Below are 22,668 nucleotides of genomic sequence, written 5' to 3'. Positions count from 1 at the left end.
TGTAAAGTAAAGCATAAAAATGCTACAAGGACTCCATATAGTGAGGCTTTTTACTTTACATTAACTACACTAATATATTTTCAAAATGACTTGAGCCAATTCAAAAGATCATCATTAACCAGCCACACGGGTGTTTCCTCAGGAGTTACCTTAGTATAAGCTTTTTCAATAGCTTCTCGTTTCATCTTGGAGTCCGTTCTAGCATAAATTTCAGTTACTTGAACCGAAGTATGACCAAGAATATCACGTATATATACCAAATTAACACCGGACTGCAGAAGATGCATCGCCTTGGAATGCCGTAGACAGTGACAGCTGAGTTTTTCTGGTATAAGGGCAGGGTTTTTTATTCTTGCCTGCTTTGCGTATTTTCCAAGTATATAATTTACGCCTGCTCTGGTGAGTTTTTCCTTCTTATTGTTGCTAAATAATGGGTACATGTTTGCAGAGGGGTCCATGAGCTTCTGTTCAATCATATATCTTTTCAACAATTCTATCTGCGATTCCATAAGAGGAACGATTCTTGCCTTATTACCCTTCCCGATTAACTTAATGGTACAAGGCTCTTCGAGCCTAATCATCGATGGAGATAAATCTATGATTTCCTGCACCCTAGCACCACTATCATACATTAGTGATAATAGTGCAAGATCCCTTCTCCCACTAGGTTTGGATTGATCAGGTTCTTGTAGAAGAAGCTTAATCCCATCTAAGGTCAAATATTTGATGGTTGGTTTTTCCGTCTTCTTAACTGGGATTGATAGAATCCTTTGCCATTCCAACAAGTTTTCTGGATTCTGGTACTGTAAGTATCGGAAAAATGAATTCAATGCTGCTAATCGTACGTTTCTGGTAGCTGCACTGCATTTCCTTTCAGTTTCAATCCATTCCAAAAATTCCACGATTAATCCTTGGGTAATTAGATTAAGTGTTAATTTGTTTGCCGGTATGGCTTTCCTGTCCTTTGAGAATATAAGAAACAAGATAAATGTATCTTTATATGATGCAATAGTGTTGCTGCTAGCACCAATTTCACCAGGCATATATCGGGTTAGAAAATCTGTCAAATACTTCGAGAAATCAGTAGGTTTCATTGGTTATTCACCTCCGGAAATACATAAGCACATATGCTATTGACATCTGAAAATATACTAGGGTACATGTCTGATGTTAGCCTTACATATTTATCTGTAGCCTCTAGTGACTGGTGACCAAGATACGTTGAGAGAATGGGCAAACAGTAATACAAATCCAATCCTGATCTTGCCATTGCTGCTAATGAATGTACACTGAACGTATGGCGAAAACTGTGGAGTCCTGGTCCGTGTCCTCGCCCGCCATGCATAATACCAGCGTTCCATATTACCTTGCGAAACCATTCATACACTACTTTCGAAGAACATTTTCGACCATTACGTTTTACAAAGAAATAATCTTTTGAAACGTGAGTTTCAGGCAGTGAATTTCTGTATTGTTCTAATATATGAACTAGCGAATTAGATAAAGGTATCATCCGTTCTTGTCCGTTTTTACTTTCTTTAATGACAAAATATTTACCATCAAGGTTGACATCATCATTTTTCAAACTTATAGCTTCACTAATACGAATACCAGTACTATAAAGAACTCTAAAAAGCGCGGGTATGATATTGATGCATGAATCCATATTCCCATTCGTTTTAAGCTGGTCACTAGACTGAAAAATAGCTTCGATTTCTTTTTCAGAAAAGATATAAGGTGTGAAAGTACTTTTATTAGTCTTTGGTAATTTGGGTACATAAGAAGGATAGCCCATTTCATTCAAAAATGATGAAAATTGGGCAAGGTAAAAAATTCTTTTGTACCTAGTAGAATCTGATTCATTGGGGCGTTTTACCGCCCATTTTTCGGCTAAATCCTTAGTAATACCAATTTTTATTTCATTGTTATCGATTGTAAACCTATCAAATAAAGAATAAGTGTACATTGCGTCAATAAACTTATATCCTAGATTCCTTTTGAAGCTGATATATTGATCGATAAGTGTAGAATAAATGCCATTATATCTACCCATTTTTCACATACCCCCTTCATAAAAAGGTGTAGAAAGAGGTGGAACTTCAAGAGAACATTGGCTTAATGACTGGAGATCAATCTTAAGATAGAATTTTGTGCTTTCAGTATTTTTATGGCCAAGCACTTCTGATATGACAGGAATAGGTGTCTTTTTCTCAAGTAGGATACCGGCCAGACTATGCCGTAGTGCATGTGGGCCGTGTTTGCGGTTACCCTCATATTTTATACCTGCCCTGCGGAGATAAAAACAGACAATACTGTGTAGAGTAGATCGATTAAGTCGATCGTATGGTGATACCATGCGTAGAAAAATAAATGGTAATTCAGAAACAGGTCGTCCATATTTGAGATAATCTATCAAAGCTTCTCCGAGCTCTGACATAAGAGGTAATTCTATTCTTTTTCCGGTCTTATGTTGTGTCAAAACGATAAGACTTTGCTCCCATAATAAGTTCTCAAACTTGATATTGCAGATGTCGGAAGCTCTGAGCCCTAATCTTGCTGCTAAAAGAACCATTGCATAATCCCGTTTTCCTTTGGGATTGCTTCTGTCAATTGCAGAAATTAATGATTCTACTTCATCCTTGGAATAAACGCTAGGAAGCTTTGGTTGCTTAACAAATTTTTCTTTCGGAATTGTTTGGGAATAATCGATTTCCAACTGATTGTTATCGTAAAGATACGAAAAATACCCCTTTAGTATAGAAAGCATTCTATGCCTAGTATATGGTGTATAAAAGCCTAGATTATATACAAAATCATTGATATGACGATGGTTTAATGAACCAAGGCTAAAGTCTTTAATTTCATTCAGGTAGTGTAGAAAACGGCTAAGGTGTAGTTTGTATTCATCTATCGTACCTTTTGCGATACCAAAGGATTTTCGATATGCAATATAATCATTCATCGAATCACCAACAGGGCCTTTTAACTCCCTGAATTTCTGAATTCGTCTGAACTTCACAAAACCAGTCTTTTGAAATTCAGTTAGTACGTTGACGCATTGAATAATGTCTTTTTCCCAACGGTTAAGTTCTTCAAATGATCTGTCACATATAAGGTGGTAAATAAATGATTCTCCAACAGCCGCAGAATATAGATGTAGTTCCTCATTCTCCATAAAAGTAGCCAACCGTTGCCAGGCAGAACGATATTGACTAATTCTTGAATCAGAATAGGAAAGTTTGTGAAAATAGGCGGCTACCTCTGTGGTCAACGTTTCAAGTTTCTTTGTTTTAATTTCCATTTTTGTACCTCCTAAATGATGTAGGCTTGGTTGACTGTATCAAATATAGAGGTTTGATAATGTAAAGTAAAAATACGAAATAATCTTGTTCTTATCGTCCTTTCATAACTTTACTTTACATTATCCTGCGCTTTCCATTACCTTTCTTATGTAAAGCTTTACATTAGAAAGGAAATGTGGAAAAGAAGGTCGGCTATACAAGAAATAATCTGTTTACAACGGCACCCATAATGGAGAGTTTTCCACAATTAGCGGACTGGATGAAAGAGGAAATGGAAAAGGACCGGAAACGTCCCCATTATGAAAAAGGTGTATTGATTGAAGAGCTGTGGATGGAGGATAAAAAGCATTTGAAGGCCTTGCCTTTAACCGACCTATCCATTTTTTCAGTGAAATCCACAAAGGTCAATAAGTATGGCGAAATTGAAGTTGATGGAGAAAAGTTCGTTATCCACAAGGCGAAAATGAAACAGACATTAGTCATCAAAATGGAGTGGGATCAATTTACCTGTTTTATGAATGATGGGGAAATGGTTTATCAAGAAGCCCGCCCTTATATGAATACCACAAGAGCGATTCCCTGGAATGATATTTTAATAGATTGGGAGAAGAAGCCACGGTCTGTTAGGTATTCACGGTTCTTTAAGTATTTACCAGAGAGGGTTCAAACGTATCTGACGATACGTTCGGAAGAAACTCGATCTCGGGTTAAAGGCATAAAGAAATTACTAGAAAAGCATACGTTAAATGATATTCATATGGCTTTGGAAAGGAAAGAACGGTTTGAAAGGGCCCCTCATGAACTAGGGTTTATCCTTGAAGCCCGGGAAGCATCTTATCCAGAAAAATTAAATGAAATACATACTCCTGAGATTTTGCTTAACTATGAAACGGATTTGAATATTTATGATAAAAGGCTTTGTCCTTCCCTGGAAGGAGGTGCTTCCTAATGGCAGATTTAAAAGCTATTTGTAAATCACTTCACCTTGCCCACATTATTGAAGGGTTTGAGGATATCCCTTTTGAAAATAAAGAACAGTTTTTAAGTGATGTTCTATTGATTGAAGTCAATTCTAGGCAGACTACAAAGATAGCTAAACTATTAAAAAAGGCTAAATTTAGAGAACTTAAATGGCTTAAGGACTATGAATGGACTGAGCAGCTACACTTACCAGCCACAACCTCGAAAGAGGAAATTTGTGACCTTCGTTTTATCAAGGAAAAGCAGAACCTACTACTTATGGGAACACCGGGTACAGGTAAAACATGTTTAGGGACGGCCTTAGGTGTAAAGGCTTGTGAAATGGGATATGAAGTCCGTTTCTTTCCGGTAGCTGATTTAGTGGGACAATTAGAAGAAGCGATGAAAGCAGGCACTTTACACAGATTAAAACGCCAAATTGAGAAATGCGACTTACTTATATTGGACGAATTGGGATACGTACCTTTTCAAAAACAAGGCTCTGAATTATTGTTTCATATTATCGCAGACTGTTACGAGCACAAGAGTGTCATTGTAACCTCTAACCTAGAATTTGGTCAATGGAATCGGGTCTTTGGGGATAACCGCTTAACTTCTGCCCTTGTGGACCGATTGGTGCACCATGCCCATGTAATTGCGTTTACAGGGGAAAGTTACAGGCTAAAAAATGCACTTTCTTCAGTGAAAACACAAAATGGTATTTAATGTAAAAATATAAGCTGCAAGCCTATGTAAATTTCGCTGCATTTATCTGCACTTTTTGCTTGCAAAAAACAGAAGTTGTTAATGTTTTTGCTTTTTTCATTTTTATTGTTCGCTTTCACACCTGTTTCAAACGCTTTCGCTCAACAAAATGATAATGCAGTAAAGGTTAATACTGTTAAGCTATACCCAAAAAAGCCGGACGGGACTGCTAACACAGCCTCTACTCGTTATGTGACCGTTACCTCGACTTGTAAGGATGGGGGAGGCGGATATGGAATTTGTGATGTAACTTTCAGAGCGTATAATGATACTATTAATGGTATAAGTACAACTGTTAGTTTCTATGATTCAATCGGTTTAAATGCTGGAAGTGATGATATCAATTTTGGTGTTAATCCTGCACGTAGTGTTGTATACGGCCAAGTTGAAGAATTTGTAGGTGGTGGAGATTATTACCACACAGCAATTGAGGGGACAGTTTACGGTAGGTACGACTCTTATTACCTTTATACTGTGTTCTCACAAGAATTCTATGTTAAATAATAGTAGGTGATGACATGAATTGGTTAAAAACAGTATGTAAAGAAGCGGTGATTGATTTTCAAAATGCCGAACTTCACGATATCGAAATAAGAACAATAAAAAACCAAGAAAATGAGGGCATTTTCCCTATTTCACCTGTTTCACAATTTTTAATTGCTCCATATATATTAGAAAAACGTTTTAAAACTATACAAACCTCAATACCTTCAACTATTGGGTATACAGATAAGATCTTATGTGATGTTGTCAAACACTTTAAAGTTATTCGAGAAGTAATATCACAAAATCAGATTCAATCCATACAAATAGAAGATCTCAAGAATAGCTCCAAAGAGATTTTTATTGACATGATAAAATGTAAAACATTAAATGAATTAGTTAAAGATGTATATTTTAAAACAGAAAATGATATTATTAGCGATAATGACTTTGGATATGGGAATCAAATCCACTATCAACTCCTGGATGATCAATTAAATTTTAAAGTGAAAGCAACGAGTGAAACAAAAGAAATTCTGGAATTTATAGAAAAAACATATTTGGACCGCGAAGGAAAATTTACTTTACGACCTAGCGGTTGGTTTTTGGAAGAAGAACTAAAAAACTCACTATCATTGTCTCTTTTTGGACAAATAGTAAATACCATTTATTTAACGGTTAATTTAACAAATAATCAAGTTCTATATGTAGATTTAATCAAAAAATAACCAGAATAGCGTAAGGGTTAACCACTCCTAATTGTAATGGTTAACCCTTTTTAATTTTATTTGGGGATGTTGCTGTCTATTTTAAGATCGAAATTATATTCTACTCAAACCTAGCCATTACGGATGCCCAACAAGAATATAACGAAGTAATCAATGAATTTTCCATCTAATTACACTTACTTTGCGGGTGGTGTCAGCCACGCTGGTACTACCCCTTAAATATTAGGTTTGAAGTCCATATTATTTCGTATGGAGAAGAAGAAAATTAAGTAAACCTTATTTTTTTCTTCAACTAACAGATTCTAGAGTTAAATAAATACGAGCCAGTTTCAACAGCCATTGATCTTCAACAAACGGGCGCTTTTCCAGAGCAACAAAAAAGCCAAATTTCTTAATTTTATTGAGAAACTTGGCTTTTTATTTTGGAATTTCCTTAACGTTGTAAATCCGCATTTTCCTGACGCTACCCCATATACAAGATATGAGTACGTTTTCATTAAACTTAATATCTTGTATATACAAGTTGTGACTGCGTTTTCATTCTAACTTGTATATACATGTATGTCAACAATGAAATTTATCTTTTTGAAAAAAGAGGGGAAAATTACGGATATCAATTAACCAATCTATTTTTCACAAGGAAATACTTTGATTTTTTCTGTGTCATTCGTACCTCTTTTCCACTTTAACGTAATAATGATTGAAAGAATATTTAGAAAATGTTAATATAGAGATGTTTAAATTCTTCTGAGTTTAGACCTCCTAATAAAGGACTTGGCATAGACCACCAAGTTCTCATTTGAACCTTTGAAATTACTTCAGAGGTTCTTTTTTTATAAGAATTAGAATAAGTGGGCAATTTGGTAATAAAGCTAAGACATAGGAGGCAAAAAGCCTTGGAATTTCAAACGTTAGAAAAGTGGAGTCAAGAGGTTTGGAACCAAATAAGCCCGATTTACCATCAAGCATTCGATGGGAAAGGGGCAAAGCCAGAGAAAATCATCCATAATATGTTCAGAAAACAACTTTGTTACTTACATTTAGCATTTGAGGAGAGTAAGGTTGCAGCTATGGCAATAACAGGAAAGCTGGAAGGAATCGATGCTTTGATCATAGATTATTTAGCTGTTGATTCTAAATACCAGCACCGTGGGATTGGAATGAAAATGATCGAATACATACGAGAATGGTCGATGAACAAAATAAATGTAAAAAGTCTGGTAATAGAAGTAGAATCAGCAAATACGCCTGAAACACTAGCAAGAAATCAGTTTTGGGAAAAGTGCGGATTTACAATGACAGAATACATTCACGATTACATCTGGGTCCCTGAATCCTATCGAGCGATGTATTTAAAAATGGTGCCTGACACCAATGTACCTGAACAAGGTGAGAAACTGTTTAAATATATTGAAAAGTTTCATAAGACATCCTATCAACGGTCATAATTGGGAAAGAAAAAATAAATTTTTGATGAAGCAGGTCTTATTGTTGGAAGTGTCGTAAATAATACTGAGGTTTTCACTGAAAGGAGAGTTAAATATGAAAGGTCAAGCAACACCATACTTAATGTTTGATGGAAAGGCAAAAGAGGCGTTGAATTTTTACAAGGATGTGTTTAGCGGGGAGATGTCTAACCTCCAAACCTATGGTGAAGCAGACTATCCTACACCTCCAGAGGCTCATGATCTAATTATTCATGCACAATTTAAAAGTGGTGATTTATTTCTAATGGTTTCGGATTCGTTTCCGGGCAATTCAGTAGTCATAGGCAATAATATATCATTAACTTTGGAATTCGAAAGTGAAGAGGAAATCCAAAAAGTTTATGAAACGCTTAGTCAAAACGGAACAGTTTTCATGGAGCTCCAGGATACTTTTTGGGGAGCAAAATATGCAAAGGTTAAAGATGCTTTTGGCGTAATTTGGGATCTAAATCATACGAAATCTTAATAGATCCAAAAGAAAGGAGGCAGGAATTTTCCAGTCTCCTTACTTACATGTAAAGTCCTGCCAAGAAAATTCCCAGTGATTTTTTATAGATATCATCAAACATAGATAACGGAAGTGGATTTATGCCGAAGCCGAGTTCAATTGTAAAACCTGGCCGTTGCCAATCTTGTATAAACCAGTCTTTGTAACCGGCATAGCTCTCGATGGTTTTAACAGGCTCGTAACCACTCACTCTGCTAAATTCTTTCACAATGACTTCCGACTCCGCCGGCTCAAGATTTTCAAAACCCCAGTAAATGACCTCTCCCTGTGTATGAAAGGCAAGGACTCGTGCAAAATCTTTTTTTCGTGTCAGTTCCGCCATAGCATTTGCTTCCGGTTCTGTTAAAGGTTTTTCTCCTACGTAATCTCTTGGCCCAGGCTTGTTAGGATTGCGCGCCTTTTCTAATTCCCATCTTGCCGGAAATTGGTCGTTAAGATCGACACCTCTAATATTCGCTTTCCATTCCGTAAAGTCTGTACTTCCTTTATTCATTTCAACCACTCGTTTTTGCCATGGTTCGTTTTCAGGTGGACCGTTTAAAACAAGGTCAACTCCATCTGGATTCACCATTGGGACGATTGATAATATAGTATTTTGATAAAGGGGAAAAGCATGTTGTCCGCGCAAGGGCTGATGATTTGTCAACGATAATAGGTAATCATTTAAAAAAGTCATAATCACCAGGGAAGTAATCCATTCATTGGCATGAAAGGAACCATTATAATGAACCCTTTTTTCACCGGAACCGATTATTATTTCGGGAATTTCTTTACCGAGAACGGTCTTTCCGGTGGGGGTTACTTGTAAAAACGGATATAGCTCTTTTAATCGGTTAAGATCCTTTACCAGATTGCTGTAATCATATCTTTGAGAACTTTCCACTAATCTCCAGTGAATCCGGGTTGGGATTTTTATCGTTAGTCCAGGGGTGAGGTTTGAGGCATTTATTTCAGGATTAACCAATTCCATTGCTTCAAGAGGGAGATTCAAGTTTTGAGCTATGCGCCATAATGAGTCTCCGGGGAGTATCTGATATTCCTTAGCAACAAAACCTGGAACCCGTATCTGTTGGCCAACAGAAAGATTATTTGGGTCGACCTTTGGGTTGGAGTCAGTAATCAGCTCTAATCTAATCTGAAACATTTGGCTGTAATGCCATAATGAATCACCTTGTCTTACCACAATCTCCATTTAGACCCTCCTGCAGTAAAAAAATAGTATTAATAATATCTATGCTTAAGGGAATAAAATATTAGTTAGATTTAGAGTGTCAGGCAGCATCGTTAGTCGAGAAATCTTTGTTTCCATTCTGGAGAAGGGACCAAACAGCTTTCTTCTTTTCCAAACCATTTATATCGGTTCTTGGCAACAAAATCGTAAAGGAGATCTCTGATAAAAGGAGGGAGGAAACGGAAGAGCGATAATGCGGGCCACGCGCTGCCAAGTTTCCTGCAAACACGGAGAGCTGCACTTGATTTGAGATAGACTTTGTCATCTTCTAAAAGGACGAAACTGTTTAAATCTTTATTCAATCCATGCATTCTTAAAAGAGTCTGACCTGTCTCGCTTTGGAGAGATGCAAACTTAAATTGACCTTCAGAGTCTCTTTTAATAATAAATTTCACACTAGTGTTACACAGATTACACACACCATCAAATAAAATGATCCGATCCAAGGTTACACCAGCTTTACTTATAATTTTGTATTGTCCTAATTTTACCATAATAATATTCTAAAAATGACATCAAAAAATAACGTTTATTTACCCCAGTTTTATGGTAATATGAAATGTGTTCGATATTTTATTTTAGCAATCTTAAAAGTTACTAATTTATTAAAGGGAGGGGTCTTATTGAAAAGTTTAATAAAAAAAGCTCCCTACTTATTATTTTTACTTGTGATTCCTCTTTTAGCCAAAATTTATGAATTATTAAATTCCCATTCACATAGAGCTATCGATATTAGTACGGCGTTAGACCAAGCGATTCCGTTTTTGTCGGTATTTATCATTCCCTATATTCTTTGGTATGCCTATATCTTTTGTTATTTAGTTTACTTTTGTTTTAAAGACACAAAAGTGTACCTTAAAACGTTGATTTTAATTGTTATAGCCGAACTAATATGTTTTGTCATTTATTTCTTCTTTCAAACAACCGTTCCAAGACCTACGATCACTGATAATAACGTCTTTAATCATCTGGTTTTGTGGATATACAATAATGATCGTCCGTTTAATTGTTTTCCAAGCATCCATGTCCTGACAACATTTGTTATCATGCTTGCTTCCCTTCATGTTAAAAATAAACATCTAATAAACAATATATGTATCCATGGTATCGGGACCTTGATCATTATTTCAACCCTTTTTGTTAAGCAACATGTTATTTTTGATATGATTGGTTCCATGTTCTTGGTTACTTTCCTTTACGGAATTGCGTTTGAATTCATATCATTTTCCCGAAAAACAGAAACTGTTTATGTTAAAGAAAAATAGTTACAATTTAATCACTAATAAAAAGAGTGTCTTTAGACACTCCTTAGTGTTGAAAAACAAATTGGTCAATGAAATTCCTGTGAAATTTCACATGGAATTCATTGTTTGAAAAGTTATTCTGAATCTTCTATAATTTCATTAGTGAGGTGTAGACCAATTTTCTGTAACGAGCGGAGTTTGGTCCACTTTTTCAAGTTTTGAATGATGGCTGTCATCAAAACTTGCGTCTCTACTTTTAGGACTCCACGGTAACGCGCATAGCGCATACCGTGGAGTTCTTTACTATGCGCGAAACTTAATTCTACCGTAGCAGGTCGAACCAAACGTAAGATTTTTCCACGGTACGATAGACGTTGTTTACGTATTTGGTCGTAAATGGCTTGGTGAATCGATACCCGAAGTGTTCGGTCTTCTCCAGCCTTTTTTACAAAAGAACATCCCTTGCACCCACCTTTTGGTGGCTTGAATTCGTGGTAACCGTCGCGTGTTGTGGTTCGATAGGAAAACGGAACACCACAGGGGCAACTGTAGAAGTCTTCCCTTACTTTATGAAACTGGATTCTACGACATTCTGGATGCTCTTTATTGGGTTGTCTGCGATACGCAATATAAGCAAAAATCTCTCGATTAAATAATTCTTTCGCCAATCGTGCATTATAGTAACCAGAATCTAAAGCAATCTCAGCAGAGTAACGACCAAAAAGATTCCGTAAGGAATCCAACTGGGATGGAAGAATTTTATGCCCTGGCACATTTGCAGCTGTGACTTCAGTTGCAATAATAAAATTGTGAAGGGAATCAACCACCCGGTGTTCAAAGTACGCAAACTGTCCACGTTTTTCGTGTTTTACTGATAATCGAGCATCTGGGTCAACAGGGCTCCTATTTTCACGTTTAAGCTTTTTCTGGTCTTCTTTCTCTTTTAATGGTTTCTTGCCATACCTGTTTCGGAACTGATTAATTAACAGTAGATTTTCCTTCTCTTCTTTGCTCAACTTTTCAATGATATGTACTTCTCTTATTCGTTTATTAGCATTAGCTTTTAATTCTGTTTCATCTGCAACCCAAGTTTCGTGTGAGAGGAATCCTTCTTGATTAATCATTCTTAAATGAAAATTGAACAGCTTTCTCCAGAAAGTTGGTCCACCTAGTCTTTCCCAGAGAAATCTTGAGATGGTAGAATGATCTGGTACTTTTTTAAATGGGGATATTCCTAAAAACCACCGATATGTCGCGTTTGATTGAACTTGCTTACATGTAAAGCGGATCGAACGAAATCCTTCCAAACCTTGAATCATAAGGATTTTTACCAATACAATTGGATCGACCGTAGGTCGACCATTTCGCTTTGGAAAATAGGGTTTTAGTTTTTCATAAAGATCATACCAATTCATCGTTTGATCCAGCTTAACTAATTGATGTGTACTATCATACATTTGGAAATAAAATTTTCGATTCTGTTCAACTTGATGAGGAGAATGCGAGAATAGCATAAAAAAACCTCCTCTTTTTTATATAGCTTCGAGGAGATTTTATAATTTTTTTACTATTTTGTCTATTGACAAAAGACTTTTTCAACAGAATGGAGTGTCTTTAGACACTCTGTTTTTTTTTCAAAAGCTTGTTTACTTATAATGCATAGAAAAAATAATCCGATTACGTCATATGGATTGTTTTTATGTGTTGAAGATTAATAAAGACTGGATCTTCTTTTGCGCCAATTAATTCAACAAAATTATTATTTATTCCTTGAATCTTCCCAATGACATGCTCATTTTCACCGATATTAAAGACAATCAATTCACCTGTTAACTTTTCGATTTGTACCTCGAAAGATCTTGCAAAGGTTATATTGCTTGGGTTTACTGGAAGATTTGCGTTGCTTAGGCCGTAGGGACGTTGATTATTTGTGTAAGGAATTAACCATTTTAAATGGTTAAGGGAGATAAACATGGTTTTGTAGATTGGGGAGTAGAAAACAAAATAATTATTCATAATACTAATGATGTAGCCATGAAGGGCAAGGTTACTAGTAACATATATTTCTGTAAAGATTCCTTTCGCTGCAGTCAAAGTTTTTCTCAACGAGATTTCTTCGTTATTATTATAGATTGGCGCTGGTTCGTCTTGAAGAGTAATTTCATCGAACTCATTAATTTCGTCTTGTTTTAAATAGCGCCAATTTTGGCAATGGATTGCGGGGATGTATAGGTAATCATATCCATTAAAAACAACCCATAAATCGGTGCCTACATCAATCAATAACCCACTAATGAATTTCTTTCCCGAGATCTCCAGTTTAATATATTTTCCGATATTATCTTTCAACTTCATTTACTCACATCCTTTCCTAGGTATACCCATTAACAAATAGAGGAGGGCTGAAAAGAGGAATTGCTTAATTCATATATACTTGGTTAGAACTGCCCAGCTCATATTTGTATGGTATTTTGGGGGTTAAAAAATGGGGTAAAATGAAGGAACAAACCTAAATGAATTTAGACTATTCCATCAAGAATTCATAAAATTAAAATCTTGTTGCTCGATTGTTTCTGTTTGGCCATCCTGCAAATGGGAAAGCTTTTTGGTTGTCTTCATTTGCTGGTTCACCTGCAAAACGAAAAACTCTTTTATCCTGCTCTTTTTGTTTCCATACATTTTGACTGTTGCTATTCGTGTTCATATCATTGGTTTTATTCTCAGCTTTATTCTCAGCTTTATTTTCTGGTTTCTTCGTTGCCTGATTTTGTATAGAAAAAGTTTTAACAGGAATGGAAGTATCTTGTGTTTTCGTTGTTTTTACTTCACTATTTTGTAATTTTAATGGTGGTGCTGGCGTATTATCATTATTTTGAAAGGATACTGATTCTTTTACAGGTTTCATTTCTTTTGATTGATCACTTTCTTTTGACTTACTCGATTTAGTTTCTTCAGACTTTTTATCTCGAGTGCTCTGCTCTTTGGACTTTTTCATTTCAGAAGAAGTTTTTGACGAATCCTTTTCTTCAGCATGTGATGATTTTTTAGTCTTCACAGAAGTCGAAAGAATCTCATCCTTGGTTTGAACCATTGTAGCCTCAATCTTAATTGGCTGTGACCAAACCATTGTATTGTTCGATTCTTCCATAACTATCGCATCTTGTTTTTTCTCATTTTTATCTTTTTTATCATTTTTCTCGTTTTTCTCAGATTTTTGTTTTTTATCTGAGTTTTTGCTATCCTCTTTTGATTCTGACTTTGATTTCTCCTCTTTTTTGGAATCATCTTTATCTGAGAAACTATCTGATTTGTCTTTCGCTTCATTTTTATCGTTGCCCTTGGATGATGACTTATCTGAAGCTTCTTCTTTAATAAACCCTTTGAGGATGTTGGATACATGTGCTAATTTAATTAAAATTCGCTCTTCACCATTAATTAGAGTAGCAAAGTCTTCATCGATTTCGCTTAAAACACCAGTAAATCGTTGTTTGTTAATACTCAAAATCGTTACCCACGTATGTTGAAAAGACTGGAGTAGGTCTACTAAGCTTTGTGTTTTTTGAAACTTTGCCGTTGTTTTCTCAGGCTGAAACTTTTTTGTATTTTTTGTAATGGCTTGAATTTTATCGATGTTATAATAAAAAATGTAATTATTTTCAGTTTCTAACACTACATGGTCTGCTTCAACACCGATTAGTTTTCCTTTAAAAATATCTTCACCTACAAATAGATTTACTTCAAAGCCTTTTAATAAATCCAATGCAGCTGAAAATTTCTCTCCACCCATATTTAATCCTCCTTAAGTGATAAATGGTCGCTCCTCTATTGGAGAAGCGACATATTTTTTATTCGTTATCGTCTTTATCATCGTTCTTATTATTATCGTTCTTATTATCATCATCATTATCTTTTGAGTTCCCAGAACCGCCATCGTTCGATGTTTCAACCCTTAGTCCATAGCTGATGTTTCGAATATGCTTCATGGATACCCGAACAACTTCTTCTTTCACAATTAGGGAAGCAAAATGTTTATTTGCTTCGCTTAAAACACCCTCGAATGATTCAGGACCTCCACGATTAATTCTCACCCATTGAAATCTGATACCTTCCAATAGCTTTTCAAAGTTATTAGCTGTTTTAAAATCAAATTTTTCTGGGACCTTTAAGCCGAACTTCATATCATCCTTAGAACTTTCTGTAACGCTTCTAATGTGATTTGTTTTATAGTAAACGACGCCATCAGTTTCAGTTAAAAGGACAAAGAAGTCATCAAGAACAGCTAATAATTTCCCACTCCTTGATTCGGGACCTCCGCGGTCAACCTTGATTGTTTTACCTACAAATAAATTCATCATCTCTTTTTCCATAAAAGAATTATCCTCCTTTAAATTAAATAAACATTTACACTGCATCTATATGTATCACGGGATGATGTTGTACTAAAGAAGTAGCCTTTTTTTCCTGTTTTGGGTAAAAATAGGCAAAAAAAAGTATATGATTGAGATTCATATACTGTTTTCCTTTATAAAAGATGTTAATTCTTCCTTAAGAAAAGCGTTTCTCTTCTTAATAAAATTAAAATAAACCTTTTTTTCTTGCTCTAAGGTTGCTGCTGTAGTGCTTATATACGGATCTAGACTAATGTACGGTTTTAACGAATTGAATAGGTCATTAATCATCGGTTTTTGTATCTCTAAAGTGAAGTCTTTTTCCAAAATATTAGATAAGATTTCATGATATAGATTTCTAAAGTGTGGATAGTGGAAAAGTCTTGCTGAAAGTGTGTTATATCCGGTTAATGGAACATAGTCATAATCAAGCTTTCTGCCGTGAAGGTTTCTTCCCCAGGTCCCATCATAATCCCAAGGAGAGATCTCATATAATCCAGTTTGGCCATTTTTATACAAGGCATAATTATGGATAAAGCCATCATAATTTTGAACACATACTGCCGCAGATACCCATCTTAAGTATTTCTCAATATCCAATACTTTTGGGATTTCTTTTTCAAAGTCTTCGTTACTTAAGGCATTAATCATCGCTATTAACTTTTGTACATCAACCATATCTTCTTTTTTACCATATTTTAATGTGTATCCTTGGTCTAAACGTTTTTTAATTTCCTTTTTCTTGGTTAATAAAGAGAAATTCGCTCGATTATTGGTTGCATAAATAATCGCGCCATCCGGCAAATTTCTTTTTTCAAGCAGATATTGATCAAAAGATTCTATCTCTAAATAGATCCCTTTGTTATATCCATTAACATACAACAGAACATGCTGGGAATGAGGAGAAACGACACCAATACGATTAAAAAAATCGAGCGATAATTTGTTTCTACTTAATGATACATCTGAAAATTCGGCATTGAGGTGAATCTCATGCGCACCATTGACCTTGTACGGTTTTTGAAAAACGATGCGATATGATTTTTTTTTCTTATCCCTAATGACATTCCCACGATAGGCAATTTTTATACTAAAACGTTCTTTACCTATCTTTAATACAGCAGGTACCAAATCATCGTTCCAAATGTCGTTATCCAATTTTCTTAACCACTTCGGATTAATTAAAATTTCATATTTTAACACTTGAATTCTCCTAAATAACATTTTTTTTAGATATATGCATCCTTATTGGTGGTTGTGTGTAGAAAATCTAAAATTATGAGTCTAAAAATATATGATTGTCTATGTCAAATAGATAAAATCATCATAAATTGAAATAGAAAAGAAAAATTTGTTAAGAAAGTGGTGGGAAAATGGTACTAAAGCTTGATATTGAACAATTACTTTCACAAGCTAAAGAAAATGGTGTAGTAAGCTTTCTAGATAATAATCCTGTTGGTAAAAAAGGTCCAAAAGGAAATCCAAGTTCAGGTAGTACAGGAACTAGTGGAAGTACTGGCAGTGGCACAAGCGGCAGCGGAAGTACTGGCAGTGGAACAAGTGGAAGTGGAAGCACTGGCAGTAGAACAAGCGGCAGTGGCAGCAGTGGCTGTGGAAGTACAGGTAGTGGAACAAGCGGAAGCTCAGGCAGCTCAGGCAGCGGATGTTCAGGAAGTTCAGGAAGTTCAGGAAGTTCAGGAAGCTCAGGCAGCTCAGGCAGCGGAAGCTCAGGAAGCTCAGGAAGCTCAGGAAGCGGTAAAAAACCTCGCCCTAAAGGACCTAAAGGAAAAAAAGGTAGCAGCGGAAGTTCAGGCAGCTCAGGTAGCGGAACTTCAGGCAGCACAGGCAGCGGAAGTTCAGGTAGCACATGCAGCGGAAGTTCAGGTAGCACATGCAGTGGAAGTTCAGGCAGCACAGGCAGCGGAACTTCAGGCAGCACAGGCAGTGGAAGTTCAGGTAGCACAGGCAGTGGAAGTTCTGGCAGCACAGGCAGCGGAAGTTCAGGTAGCACAGGCAGTGGAAGTTCAGGTAGCACAGGCAGCGGAAGTTCAGGTAGCTCAGGCAGCGGAAGTTCAGGTAGCACAGGCAGTGGAAGTTCTGGCAGCTCAGGCAGCGGCAAAAAACCTCACCCAAAAGGACCTAAAGGCCCTAAAGGAAAAAAAGGAAGCAGCGGAAGTTCAGGTAGCGGAAGTTCAGGCAGCACAGGTAGCGGAAGTTCAGGAAGCTCAGGCAGCGGAAGTTCAGGCAGCACAGGTAGCGGAAGTTCGGGTAGCTCAGGCAGCGGAAGTTCAGGAAGCTCAGGCAGTGGAAGTTCAGGAAGCTCAGGCAGTGGAAGTTCAGGAAGCTCAGGCAGCGGAAGTTCAGGAAGCTCAGGCAGTGGAAGTTCAGGAAGCTCAGGCAGTGGAAGTTCAGGAAGCTCAGGCAGTGGAAGTTCAGGAAGCTCAGGCAGTGGAAGTTCAGGAAGCTCAGGCAGCAACGGAAGTGGCAAAAAACCTCGCCCTAAAGGGCCAAAAGGTAAAAAGCATTAACATAAACGACCGATACTTTAAAAGTATCGGTTTTTTTGTCAATCAATTGGTACATATACCTATTAAAAAGGATGCAAGACATTTGCCTATTTATAAAATAATAGGTAAAAATCCATTCATATTTTTAATAATATTTCTAGATACATGCTGATTTATCCCATTCCGAGACATTCGTTTAGAACAAGCCCCATCTATAGCACGTACTATAAAGTACAGGACAAGGATTACTAAACTGAAAAATCTCGAAGGAAACTTAAGTGAAGGGAGTAAATTAATTTATATGTATCATCAATCGACGGTAATCATCACTATATTTGCTTTTATACTGACAATGGTCTTGATCTTTATCCGTCCAAAAAATATGAATGAAGCAATCCCTGCAACAATAGGGGCCATCCTCGTTTTTATGAGTGGAAGCGTTTCGATGGTAGATTTACTTGACATAGGCTCAAAGGTAACAGGAGCAGCAATTACTATTATTGCTACTATCGTTATGGCTATCGTACTTGAAAGCTTTGGATTCTTTAGCTGGACAGCTGCTTTAATGTTAAAAATATCAAAAGGATCAGGAATTCGCTTATTTTGGAATACCTTATTACTCTGCTTTTTAATGACTTTATTTTTTAACAACGACGGAAGTATCCTAATTACAACACCCATACTGATTTTAATTTTAAATAATTTAAAGTTAAAAAACAGGCAAAAGATACCATTTCTCTTAAGTGGTGCGTTAATAGCGACTGCATCAAGTGCTCCAATCGGTGTTAGTAATATCGTTAATCTAATCGCCTTGAAAATAATCGGAATGGATTTGTATCTCCAAACAGAAATGATGTTTGTTCCAGGGGTTCTGGGATTACTATTTTTATCCTATCTCCTATTCCTCGTTTTCAAGAAAGATATTCCAAAAGAAATACGCTTCCATTCCTACTCCATACCACTACAAAAAAACCGTCCATACCATCCTCTGCAACAAGGCTCTGAAAGCCTATTTAATCAACAAAAGAAACTCATGATCAACATGCTTATCTTTGTATTCATTGTTCGGATTAGTCTTTTCGTGGCTTCCTTTATCGGCATCTCCGTTTCGTTGGTTGCCGTGTGTGGTTCTGTTATCTTGTTGATTTGGAGATGGATCCACTTAAAAATAAACCCTAAGGACGTGGTCGGTAAGATACCATGGCATATACTAATCTTTGCCTTTAGCATGTATGTCATTATCTACGGATTACACAATATAGGATTATCAAATCTGCTATTAAGCTATCTAAAACCAATCGTTAGTGATAGTTTGCTGCATGCTAGTCTAACCATGGGTGTGATTACTGCCTTTCTTTCAAATATCTTTAACAATCATCCTGCCTTAATGATCTCAACATTGGCCTTGACGGAAATGGGACTAGGCTCCTTATTAACGAAAACTGTTTACCTATCAAACATCATTGGCAGTGACATTGGGTCGCTCATATTACCAATTGGAACCCTAGCAACTCTACTATGGATGCATATTTTAAAAACGAATAAAATAAAAATAACGTGGCTCGATTATATGAAAATCACCTTCGTGGTTATTCCACCAACATTGGTATTCACTTTAATTAGCTTGTACCTGTGGCTATTACTCGTCTTTGTAAAATGATTAATAAAATGAAAATACCAAGCCTTATACGTTGGAATAAACGGAACAGGCCTGGTATTTTTTAGTTCATTGAAGAGACAATGATAATTTCCTTAAAAATAAGAAAGAACATTTGGGATATTTCTCTATTAATTTGATCCTTTTTGATAATATTGTGCCATCATGTCTTCAGGAACCATGCTCCCGCCAGTTGCCCAAGCGACATGTGTAGCATTGCTCATTTTATCCAATAACTTATTTTTCCGTAAGTAATCCATCCCGTCTCTATATAAGAAAACAGGTCCAATCATCCCTGCGAGTGCTGAGGGCTCTAAATGAATATCCTCCGTATCGACGAGGTCCTTTAGCAATCTATATAAGTCTTCGTCACTGATGGTATAACTCCCACTAAGGAAAGGCTCAATTATTTTACCGACAAATCCCGAGGGTCTGCCGACAGCAAGTCCATCCGCAGCTGTGACATTATCAATCCCAATATCTTGGACAGAAATTTGATCATGGTATCCTGTCATTAATCCGAGTACCATACACGGAGAGTGTGTCGGTTCTGCAAAGAAACAATGGACGTTATCTTTAAATACTTGCTTCAATCCAAAAGCAACACCCCCTGGACCTCCGCCAACCCCACATGGCAAGTAAACGAATAAAGGGTGATTTTCATCGACGACGACCGCTAATTGTTGTAACTGATTCTTCAACCGTGAGGCGGCGACAGCGTATCCTAAAAATAAATCCTTGGAATTTTCATCGTCAACGAAATAACAGCTAGGAACTGCTTCTGCTTGGATACGACCCTGCGTGACAGCCTCGCTATAGTCGGAATCATATTCAATTACCTGAACATTTTTGCTGCGAAGCAAGTCTTTTTTCCATTGTTTTGCGTCCGCTGACATATGGACGGTTACTTTAAAGCCTAATTTTGCACTGATAATACCGATACTTAATCCTAAATTCCCAGTTGAACCTACTGCGATAGAATATTGGGAGAAGAATGCCCTGAATTTTTCACTAGCTAAAATCGAATAATCATCCTGAATTGTTACCATTTGATGGGAGAGCGCCAATTGCTCTGCATGTTTGAGTATTTCATAAATACCACCGCGCGCCTTAATAGATCCTGAAATCGGAAGGTGACTATCACACTTGAGTAATAAATCACCTAAGAGAGGTTGTCCGTTATCCAGTGCCAATTTTTTCTGCATTGAGGGTATTCTTACTAATGGGGATTCAATCATCCCACTGGCTGCTCTGGTTTCCGGAAAAACCTTGGAGATATAGGGAGCAAAGCGATTCAATCTTTCCTCTGCATCTTTAATGTCCGCTGCAGTTAAAGGAGATTTTTCAATAGCTAGTTTAGAATCTTCCAAGTTAGGATTCAACCAAAATATTTCATTTAACGATTTGAGTTTTTCTACTAATGGTAAATTTTGAATACTAAGACTTGTATTTATTTCGTTGTTATTCATTTGGGTCCCCCAGTCCTATTGTAAATAATTATCAATCACGAATAAGATTATAGATAAATTTTATCATAAGATTATTTTAACTGCGTTATTAATATGTTTAATAGTCGCTTGTCTTTAACACTTATTTACTTTTTGAATATGATTTAAATAAAAGGCATGTGAGGGACATGTATTTAGTTGGCTTTTATTCACCAAAGGCAAAATCAGGTGTTACTGAACTGGCTTTATCCATATACAATTGGCTTAAATTAAATACAAATACAGCCGCAGCTTTTATTTCTTACGGGAAGTTAGAAAAAGAAGAGACTTCAAATGAGCTCGTTCATGAATTTTCAAAACTGTCTCTAACCGAACAAAAACGAAAAGTAAAGTTAATGAAAGACGAGTACGATATTATTATTTATGATGCTTCAAGTCAGCTTTCCGAAGGTGTTTTAAAACTATTACCGATTGTTGACAGATTATTTGTGGTGGGTGAAGAACATACTGATTTTGCTGTCAAACTGCAAAAGATCATTCAATTTGATAAAATCTTTGATAAGAGTGTCAAAAATTTTATCACCCATTTACGAGGAAGCAAAACATTTATTATTCGTGAAAATAAAGAAGATCGAGTCATTGGCTTCAACTATTCAAAAAATGAAACAAATACAATTGGACAAATGGTGTATACAGATTACGTCACGCGCTATTTAGAAGAGAAGTTCATTGAAAAAAATATAAAAACTTTCAAGAAAATCTTACGGATCCCAAAAAAGGACTTGTATAAAGGCTTACATGAATTAGGGATTGATTTTGAAAAAGCACTGCTTTTTCATGAATACGTTTTTCTCCGCGAAGCGTTAGGTCAAGATTACCAAGAAGCACTAGGAAACCTTTTTCCACTTTTAATCAATTCCACCTACAAAGAAATTTTTGAAAAATTTCAAAATGAAATAAACTTCATCAAAAAAGTAAAATTATTATGATAAATAAAAAATACAGAGCAGCCATTGTATTAACTCTGTATTTTTTATTTTTTTCTCCACTTCCAAGGATTATACTTGGATTTTATCAGGGGATAAATGTACAATCTAATAGTTGAACATTTAATAAAGATAAAAATGATATAGGTGGGAAAAAGAATGATTGCAAAGACGGAAGAGGATTTTAATGGATTGAAAGAAATCGGCAGAATCGTTGCAGGGATTCGTGATGAGTTAGTACAACGAGCGGTACCCGGAGTAACCACTAAAGAACTCGATGATATCGCCGGGGATTTATTTGAGAAGGAAGGCGCCATTTCTGCACCTAAAGGTGAGTACGATTTTCCAGGATATACTTGTATTAGTGTTAACGAAGAAGTGGCTCATGGAATCCCTGGTAGTCGGGTAATTCAAGAAGGAGATCTTGTCAATATAGATGTTTCTGGTTCCAAAAACGGTTATTTTGCTGATACGGGCATCTCAATTGTAATCGGAAAAGGTGAAGAAATCCTAACAAAAATTTGTGATGTTGCGAAAGAGGCGTTTGAAGCAGGTCTAAAAAAAGTTAAACCCGGGTCCAAAATTAGTGGAATGGGTAAGGTTGTACACCAAACGGCAAGAAATCAAGGCTTAACCGTAATTAAGAATCTGACAGGACACGGTATTGGACGAACGATCCACGAGCACCCTGACTACATATATAATTATAATGAAACCTCCGACAATGGATTGCTAAAAGAAGGAATGGTTATTGCATTTGAACCATTTATTTCCACACATGATGAAGAAGTGTTTCAACTAGAGGACGGCTGGACTTTTGTAACAGAAAAAAGCTTCGTTGCTCAGTACGAACACACGCTCATCGTCACTAAAAACGGTCCAGTCATATTAACTCGATAATCAGAATAGAGTATAGAGCCTTCCGTAGGAGTGGTTCTATATTCTATTTATTTTGTTAAAAGGACAAATACCAC

Annotated in this window: 22 protein-coding genes; 11 read left to right on the top strand and 11 right to left on the bottom strand. The window is 36.3% G+C overall.

From position 1 onward, the window contains the following. Window positions 1–80 precede the first annotated feature (80 nt). From RCG22_RS03290 to RCG22_RS03280, 3 genes are read right to left on the bottom strand one after another with little or no spacing between them, the layout of a single operon-like run. Window positions 81–1,094 carry a site-specific integrase gene (locus RCG22_RS03290; protein ID WP_308105709.1) on the bottom strand — a complete coding sequence of 338 codons (1,014 nt, stop codon included), beginning with the start codon at window positions 1,092–1,094 and terminating at the stop codon, window positions 81–83. Beyond that, entirely contained in the window at window positions 1,091–2,053 is a 963-nt protein-coding gene (locus RCG22_RS03285) for a tyrosine-type recombinase/integrase (protein WP_308105708.1), read from the bottom strand. Before RCG22_RS03285 ends, RCG22_RS03290 begins: the two co-directional genes overlap by 4 nt. A 3-nt stretch (window positions 2,054–2,056) precedes the next feature. Beyond that, the gene (locus tag RCG22_RS03280; RefSeq protein WP_308105707.1) at window positions 2,057–3,301 is read right to left on the bottom strand and encodes a site-specific integrase; all 1,245 of its coding nucleotides are present in this window, start codon (window positions 3,299–3,301) and stop codon (window positions 2,057–2,059) included. Between the two features lie 176 nt (window positions 3,302–3,477). Between RCG22_RS03280 and RCG22_RS03275 the strand changes: the two genes are divergently transcribed. The 6 genes from RCG22_RS03275 to RCG22_RS03250 all read left to right on the top strand — a co-directional run bounded on the left by RCG22_RS03275 (window position 3,478) and on the right by RCG22_RS03250 (window position 8,191). Next, window positions 3,478–4,251, top strand: coding sequence for a hypothetical protein (locus tag RCG22_RS03275; protein WP_308105706.1), 774 nt, complete (start codon window positions 3,478–3,480; stop codon window positions 4,249–4,251). Further along, window positions 4,251–4,988: an IS21-like element helper ATPase IstB gene (istB, locus tag RCG22_RS03270; RefSeq protein ID WP_308105705.1), complete on the top strand. Its 738-nt coding sequence runs from the start codon at window positions 4,251–4,253 to the stop codon at window positions 4,986–4,988. Before RCG22_RS03275 ends, istB begins: the two co-directional genes overlap by 1 nt. Window positions 4,989–5,063: 75 nt before the next feature. Beyond that, on the top strand, window positions 5,064–5,531 hold the full coding sequence (locus RCG22_RS03265; protein WP_308105704.1) for a hypothetical protein: 468 nt from the start codon (window positions 5,064–5,066) through the stop codon (window positions 5,529–5,531). A gap of 14 nt (window positions 5,532–5,545) precedes the next feature. Then, window positions 5,546–6,238 carry a hypothetical protein gene (locus tag RCG22_RS03260; protein ID WP_308105703.1) on the top strand — a complete coding sequence of 231 codons (693 nt, stop codon included), beginning with the start codon at window positions 5,546–5,548 and terminating at the stop codon, window positions 6,236–6,238. A gap of 896 nt (window positions 6,239–7,134) precedes the next feature. Further along, a complete protein-coding gene (locus RCG22_RS03255) occupies window positions 7,135–7,686 on the top strand; it encodes a GNAT family N-acetyltransferase (RefSeq protein WP_308105702.1) in 552 nt (183 codons plus the stop codon). 94 nt (window positions 7,687–7,780) lie between these two features. After that, a complete protein-coding gene (locus RCG22_RS03250) occupies window positions 7,781–8,191 on the top strand; it encodes a VOC family protein (RefSeq protein WP_308105701.1) in 411 nt (136 codons plus the stop codon). 43 nt (window positions 8,192–8,234) lie between these two features. Here the strand turns inward: RCG22_RS03250 and RCG22_RS03245 are convergent, their stop codons facing one another. Beyond that, complete coding sequence (locus tag RCG22_RS03245; RefSeq protein WP_308105700.1) at window positions 8,235–9,425, bottom strand: M14 family metallopeptidase; 1,191 nt, start codon at window positions 9,423–9,425, stop codon at window positions 8,235–8,237. Between the two features lie 92 nt (window positions 9,426–9,517). Further along, window positions 9,518–9,958, bottom strand: coding sequence for a thiol-disulfide oxidoreductase DCC family protein (locus tag RCG22_RS03240; RefSeq protein WP_308105699.1), 441 nt, complete (start codon window positions 9,956–9,958; stop codon window positions 9,518–9,520). A gap of 129 nt (window positions 9,959–10,087) precedes the next feature. On the opposite strand from RCG22_RS03240, the gene RCG22_RS03235 reads away from it, so the two are divergent. Then, window positions 10,088–10,729 carry a phosphatase PAP2 family protein gene (locus RCG22_RS03235; RefSeq protein WP_308105698.1) on the top strand — a complete coding sequence of 214 codons (642 nt, stop codon included), beginning with the start codon at window positions 10,088–10,090 and terminating at the stop codon, window positions 10,727–10,729. A gap of 113 nt (window positions 10,730–10,842) precedes the next feature. Here RCG22_RS03235 and RCG22_RS03230 read toward each other — a convergent pair whose 3' ends face one another. From RCG22_RS03230 to RCG22_RS03210, 5 genes are all read right to left on the bottom strand, one after another. After that, window positions 10,843–12,222 (bottom strand): IS1182 family transposase, encoded by a 1,380-nt coding sequence (locus tag RCG22_RS03230; RefSeq protein WP_308105697.1) that lies wholly within the window; start codon window positions 12,220–12,222, stop codon window positions 10,843–10,845. A 163-nt stretch (window positions 12,223–12,385) separates the two neighbouring features. Continuing rightward, complete coding sequence (locus RCG22_RS03225) at window positions 12,386–13,063, bottom strand: DUF2642 domain-containing protein (protein ID WP_066254658.1); 678 nt, start codon at window positions 13,061–13,063, stop codon at window positions 12,386–12,388. A gap of 193 nt (window positions 13,064–13,256) precedes the next feature. Then, window positions 13,257–14,495 carry a hypothetical protein gene (locus RCG22_RS03220; RefSeq protein ID WP_308105696.1) on the bottom strand — a complete coding sequence of 413 codons (1,239 nt, stop codon included), beginning with the start codon at window positions 14,493–14,495 and terminating at the stop codon, window positions 13,257–13,259. A 58-nt stretch (window positions 14,496–14,553) separates the two neighbouring features. Then, a complete protein-coding gene (locus tag RCG22_RS03215) occupies window positions 14,554–15,075 on the bottom strand; it encodes a hypothetical protein (RefSeq protein ID WP_308105695.1) in 522 nt (173 codons plus the stop codon). Between the two features lie 138 nt (window positions 15,076–15,213). Further along, a complete protein-coding gene (locus RCG22_RS03210; RefSeq protein ID WP_308105694.1) occupies window positions 15,214–16,299 on the bottom strand; it encodes a CotH kinase family protein in 1,086 nt (361 codons plus the stop codon). Between the two features lie 252 nt (window positions 16,300–16,551). Between RCG22_RS03210 and RCG22_RS03205 the strand changes: the two genes are divergently transcribed. Next, window positions 16,552–17,775, top strand: a complete 1,224-nt coding sequence (locus RCG22_RS03205) for a coiled-coil domain-containing protein (RefSeq protein ID WP_308105693.1) — start codon at window positions 16,552–16,554, stop codon at window positions 17,773–17,775. Window positions 17,776–17,904: 129 nt separating this feature from the next. Next, complete coding sequence (locus tag RCG22_RS03200) at window positions 17,905–19,263, top strand: arsenic transporter (protein WP_308105692.1); 1,359 nt, start codon at window positions 17,905–17,907, stop codon at window positions 19,261–19,263. A gap of 128 nt (window positions 19,264–19,391) precedes the next feature. Here the strand turns inward: RCG22_RS03200 and dsdA are convergent, their stop codons facing one another. Then, window positions 19,392–20,729 carry a D-serine ammonia-lyase gene (gene dsdA / locus RCG22_RS03195; protein ID WP_308105691.1) on the bottom strand — a complete coding sequence of 446 codons (1,338 nt, stop codon included), beginning with the start codon at window positions 20,727–20,729 and terminating at the stop codon, window positions 19,392–19,394. Window positions 20,730–20,887: 158 nt separating this feature from the next. Here dsdA and RCG22_RS03190 point away from each other — a divergent pair, with 158 nt between their 5' ends. Together RCG22_RS03190 and map are read left to right on the top strand one after the other, a co-directional pair. Then, on the top strand, window positions 20,888–21,697 hold the full coding sequence (locus RCG22_RS03190; RefSeq protein ID WP_308105690.1) for a hypothetical protein: 810 nt from the start codon (window positions 20,888–20,890) through the stop codon (window positions 21,695–21,697). A gap of 156 nt (window positions 21,698–21,853) precedes the next feature. Beyond that, the gene (gene map, locus RCG22_RS03185) at window positions 21,854–22,594 is read left to right on the top strand and encodes a type I methionyl aminopeptidase (protein WP_098260636.1); all 741 of its coding nucleotides are present in this window, start codon (window positions 21,854–21,856) and stop codon (window positions 22,592–22,594) included. Window positions 22,595–22,668: the final 74 nt, after the last annotated feature.

The sequence above is a fragment of the Neobacillus nitrireducens genome (assembly GCF_030915405.1).
Lineage (GTDB): Bacteria > Bacillota > Bacilli > Bacillales > Cytobacillaceae > Neobacillus.
The sequence above is the reverse complement of the archived record's forward strand: the minus strand, read 5'-3'. Positions and strand labels throughout refer to the sequence as shown.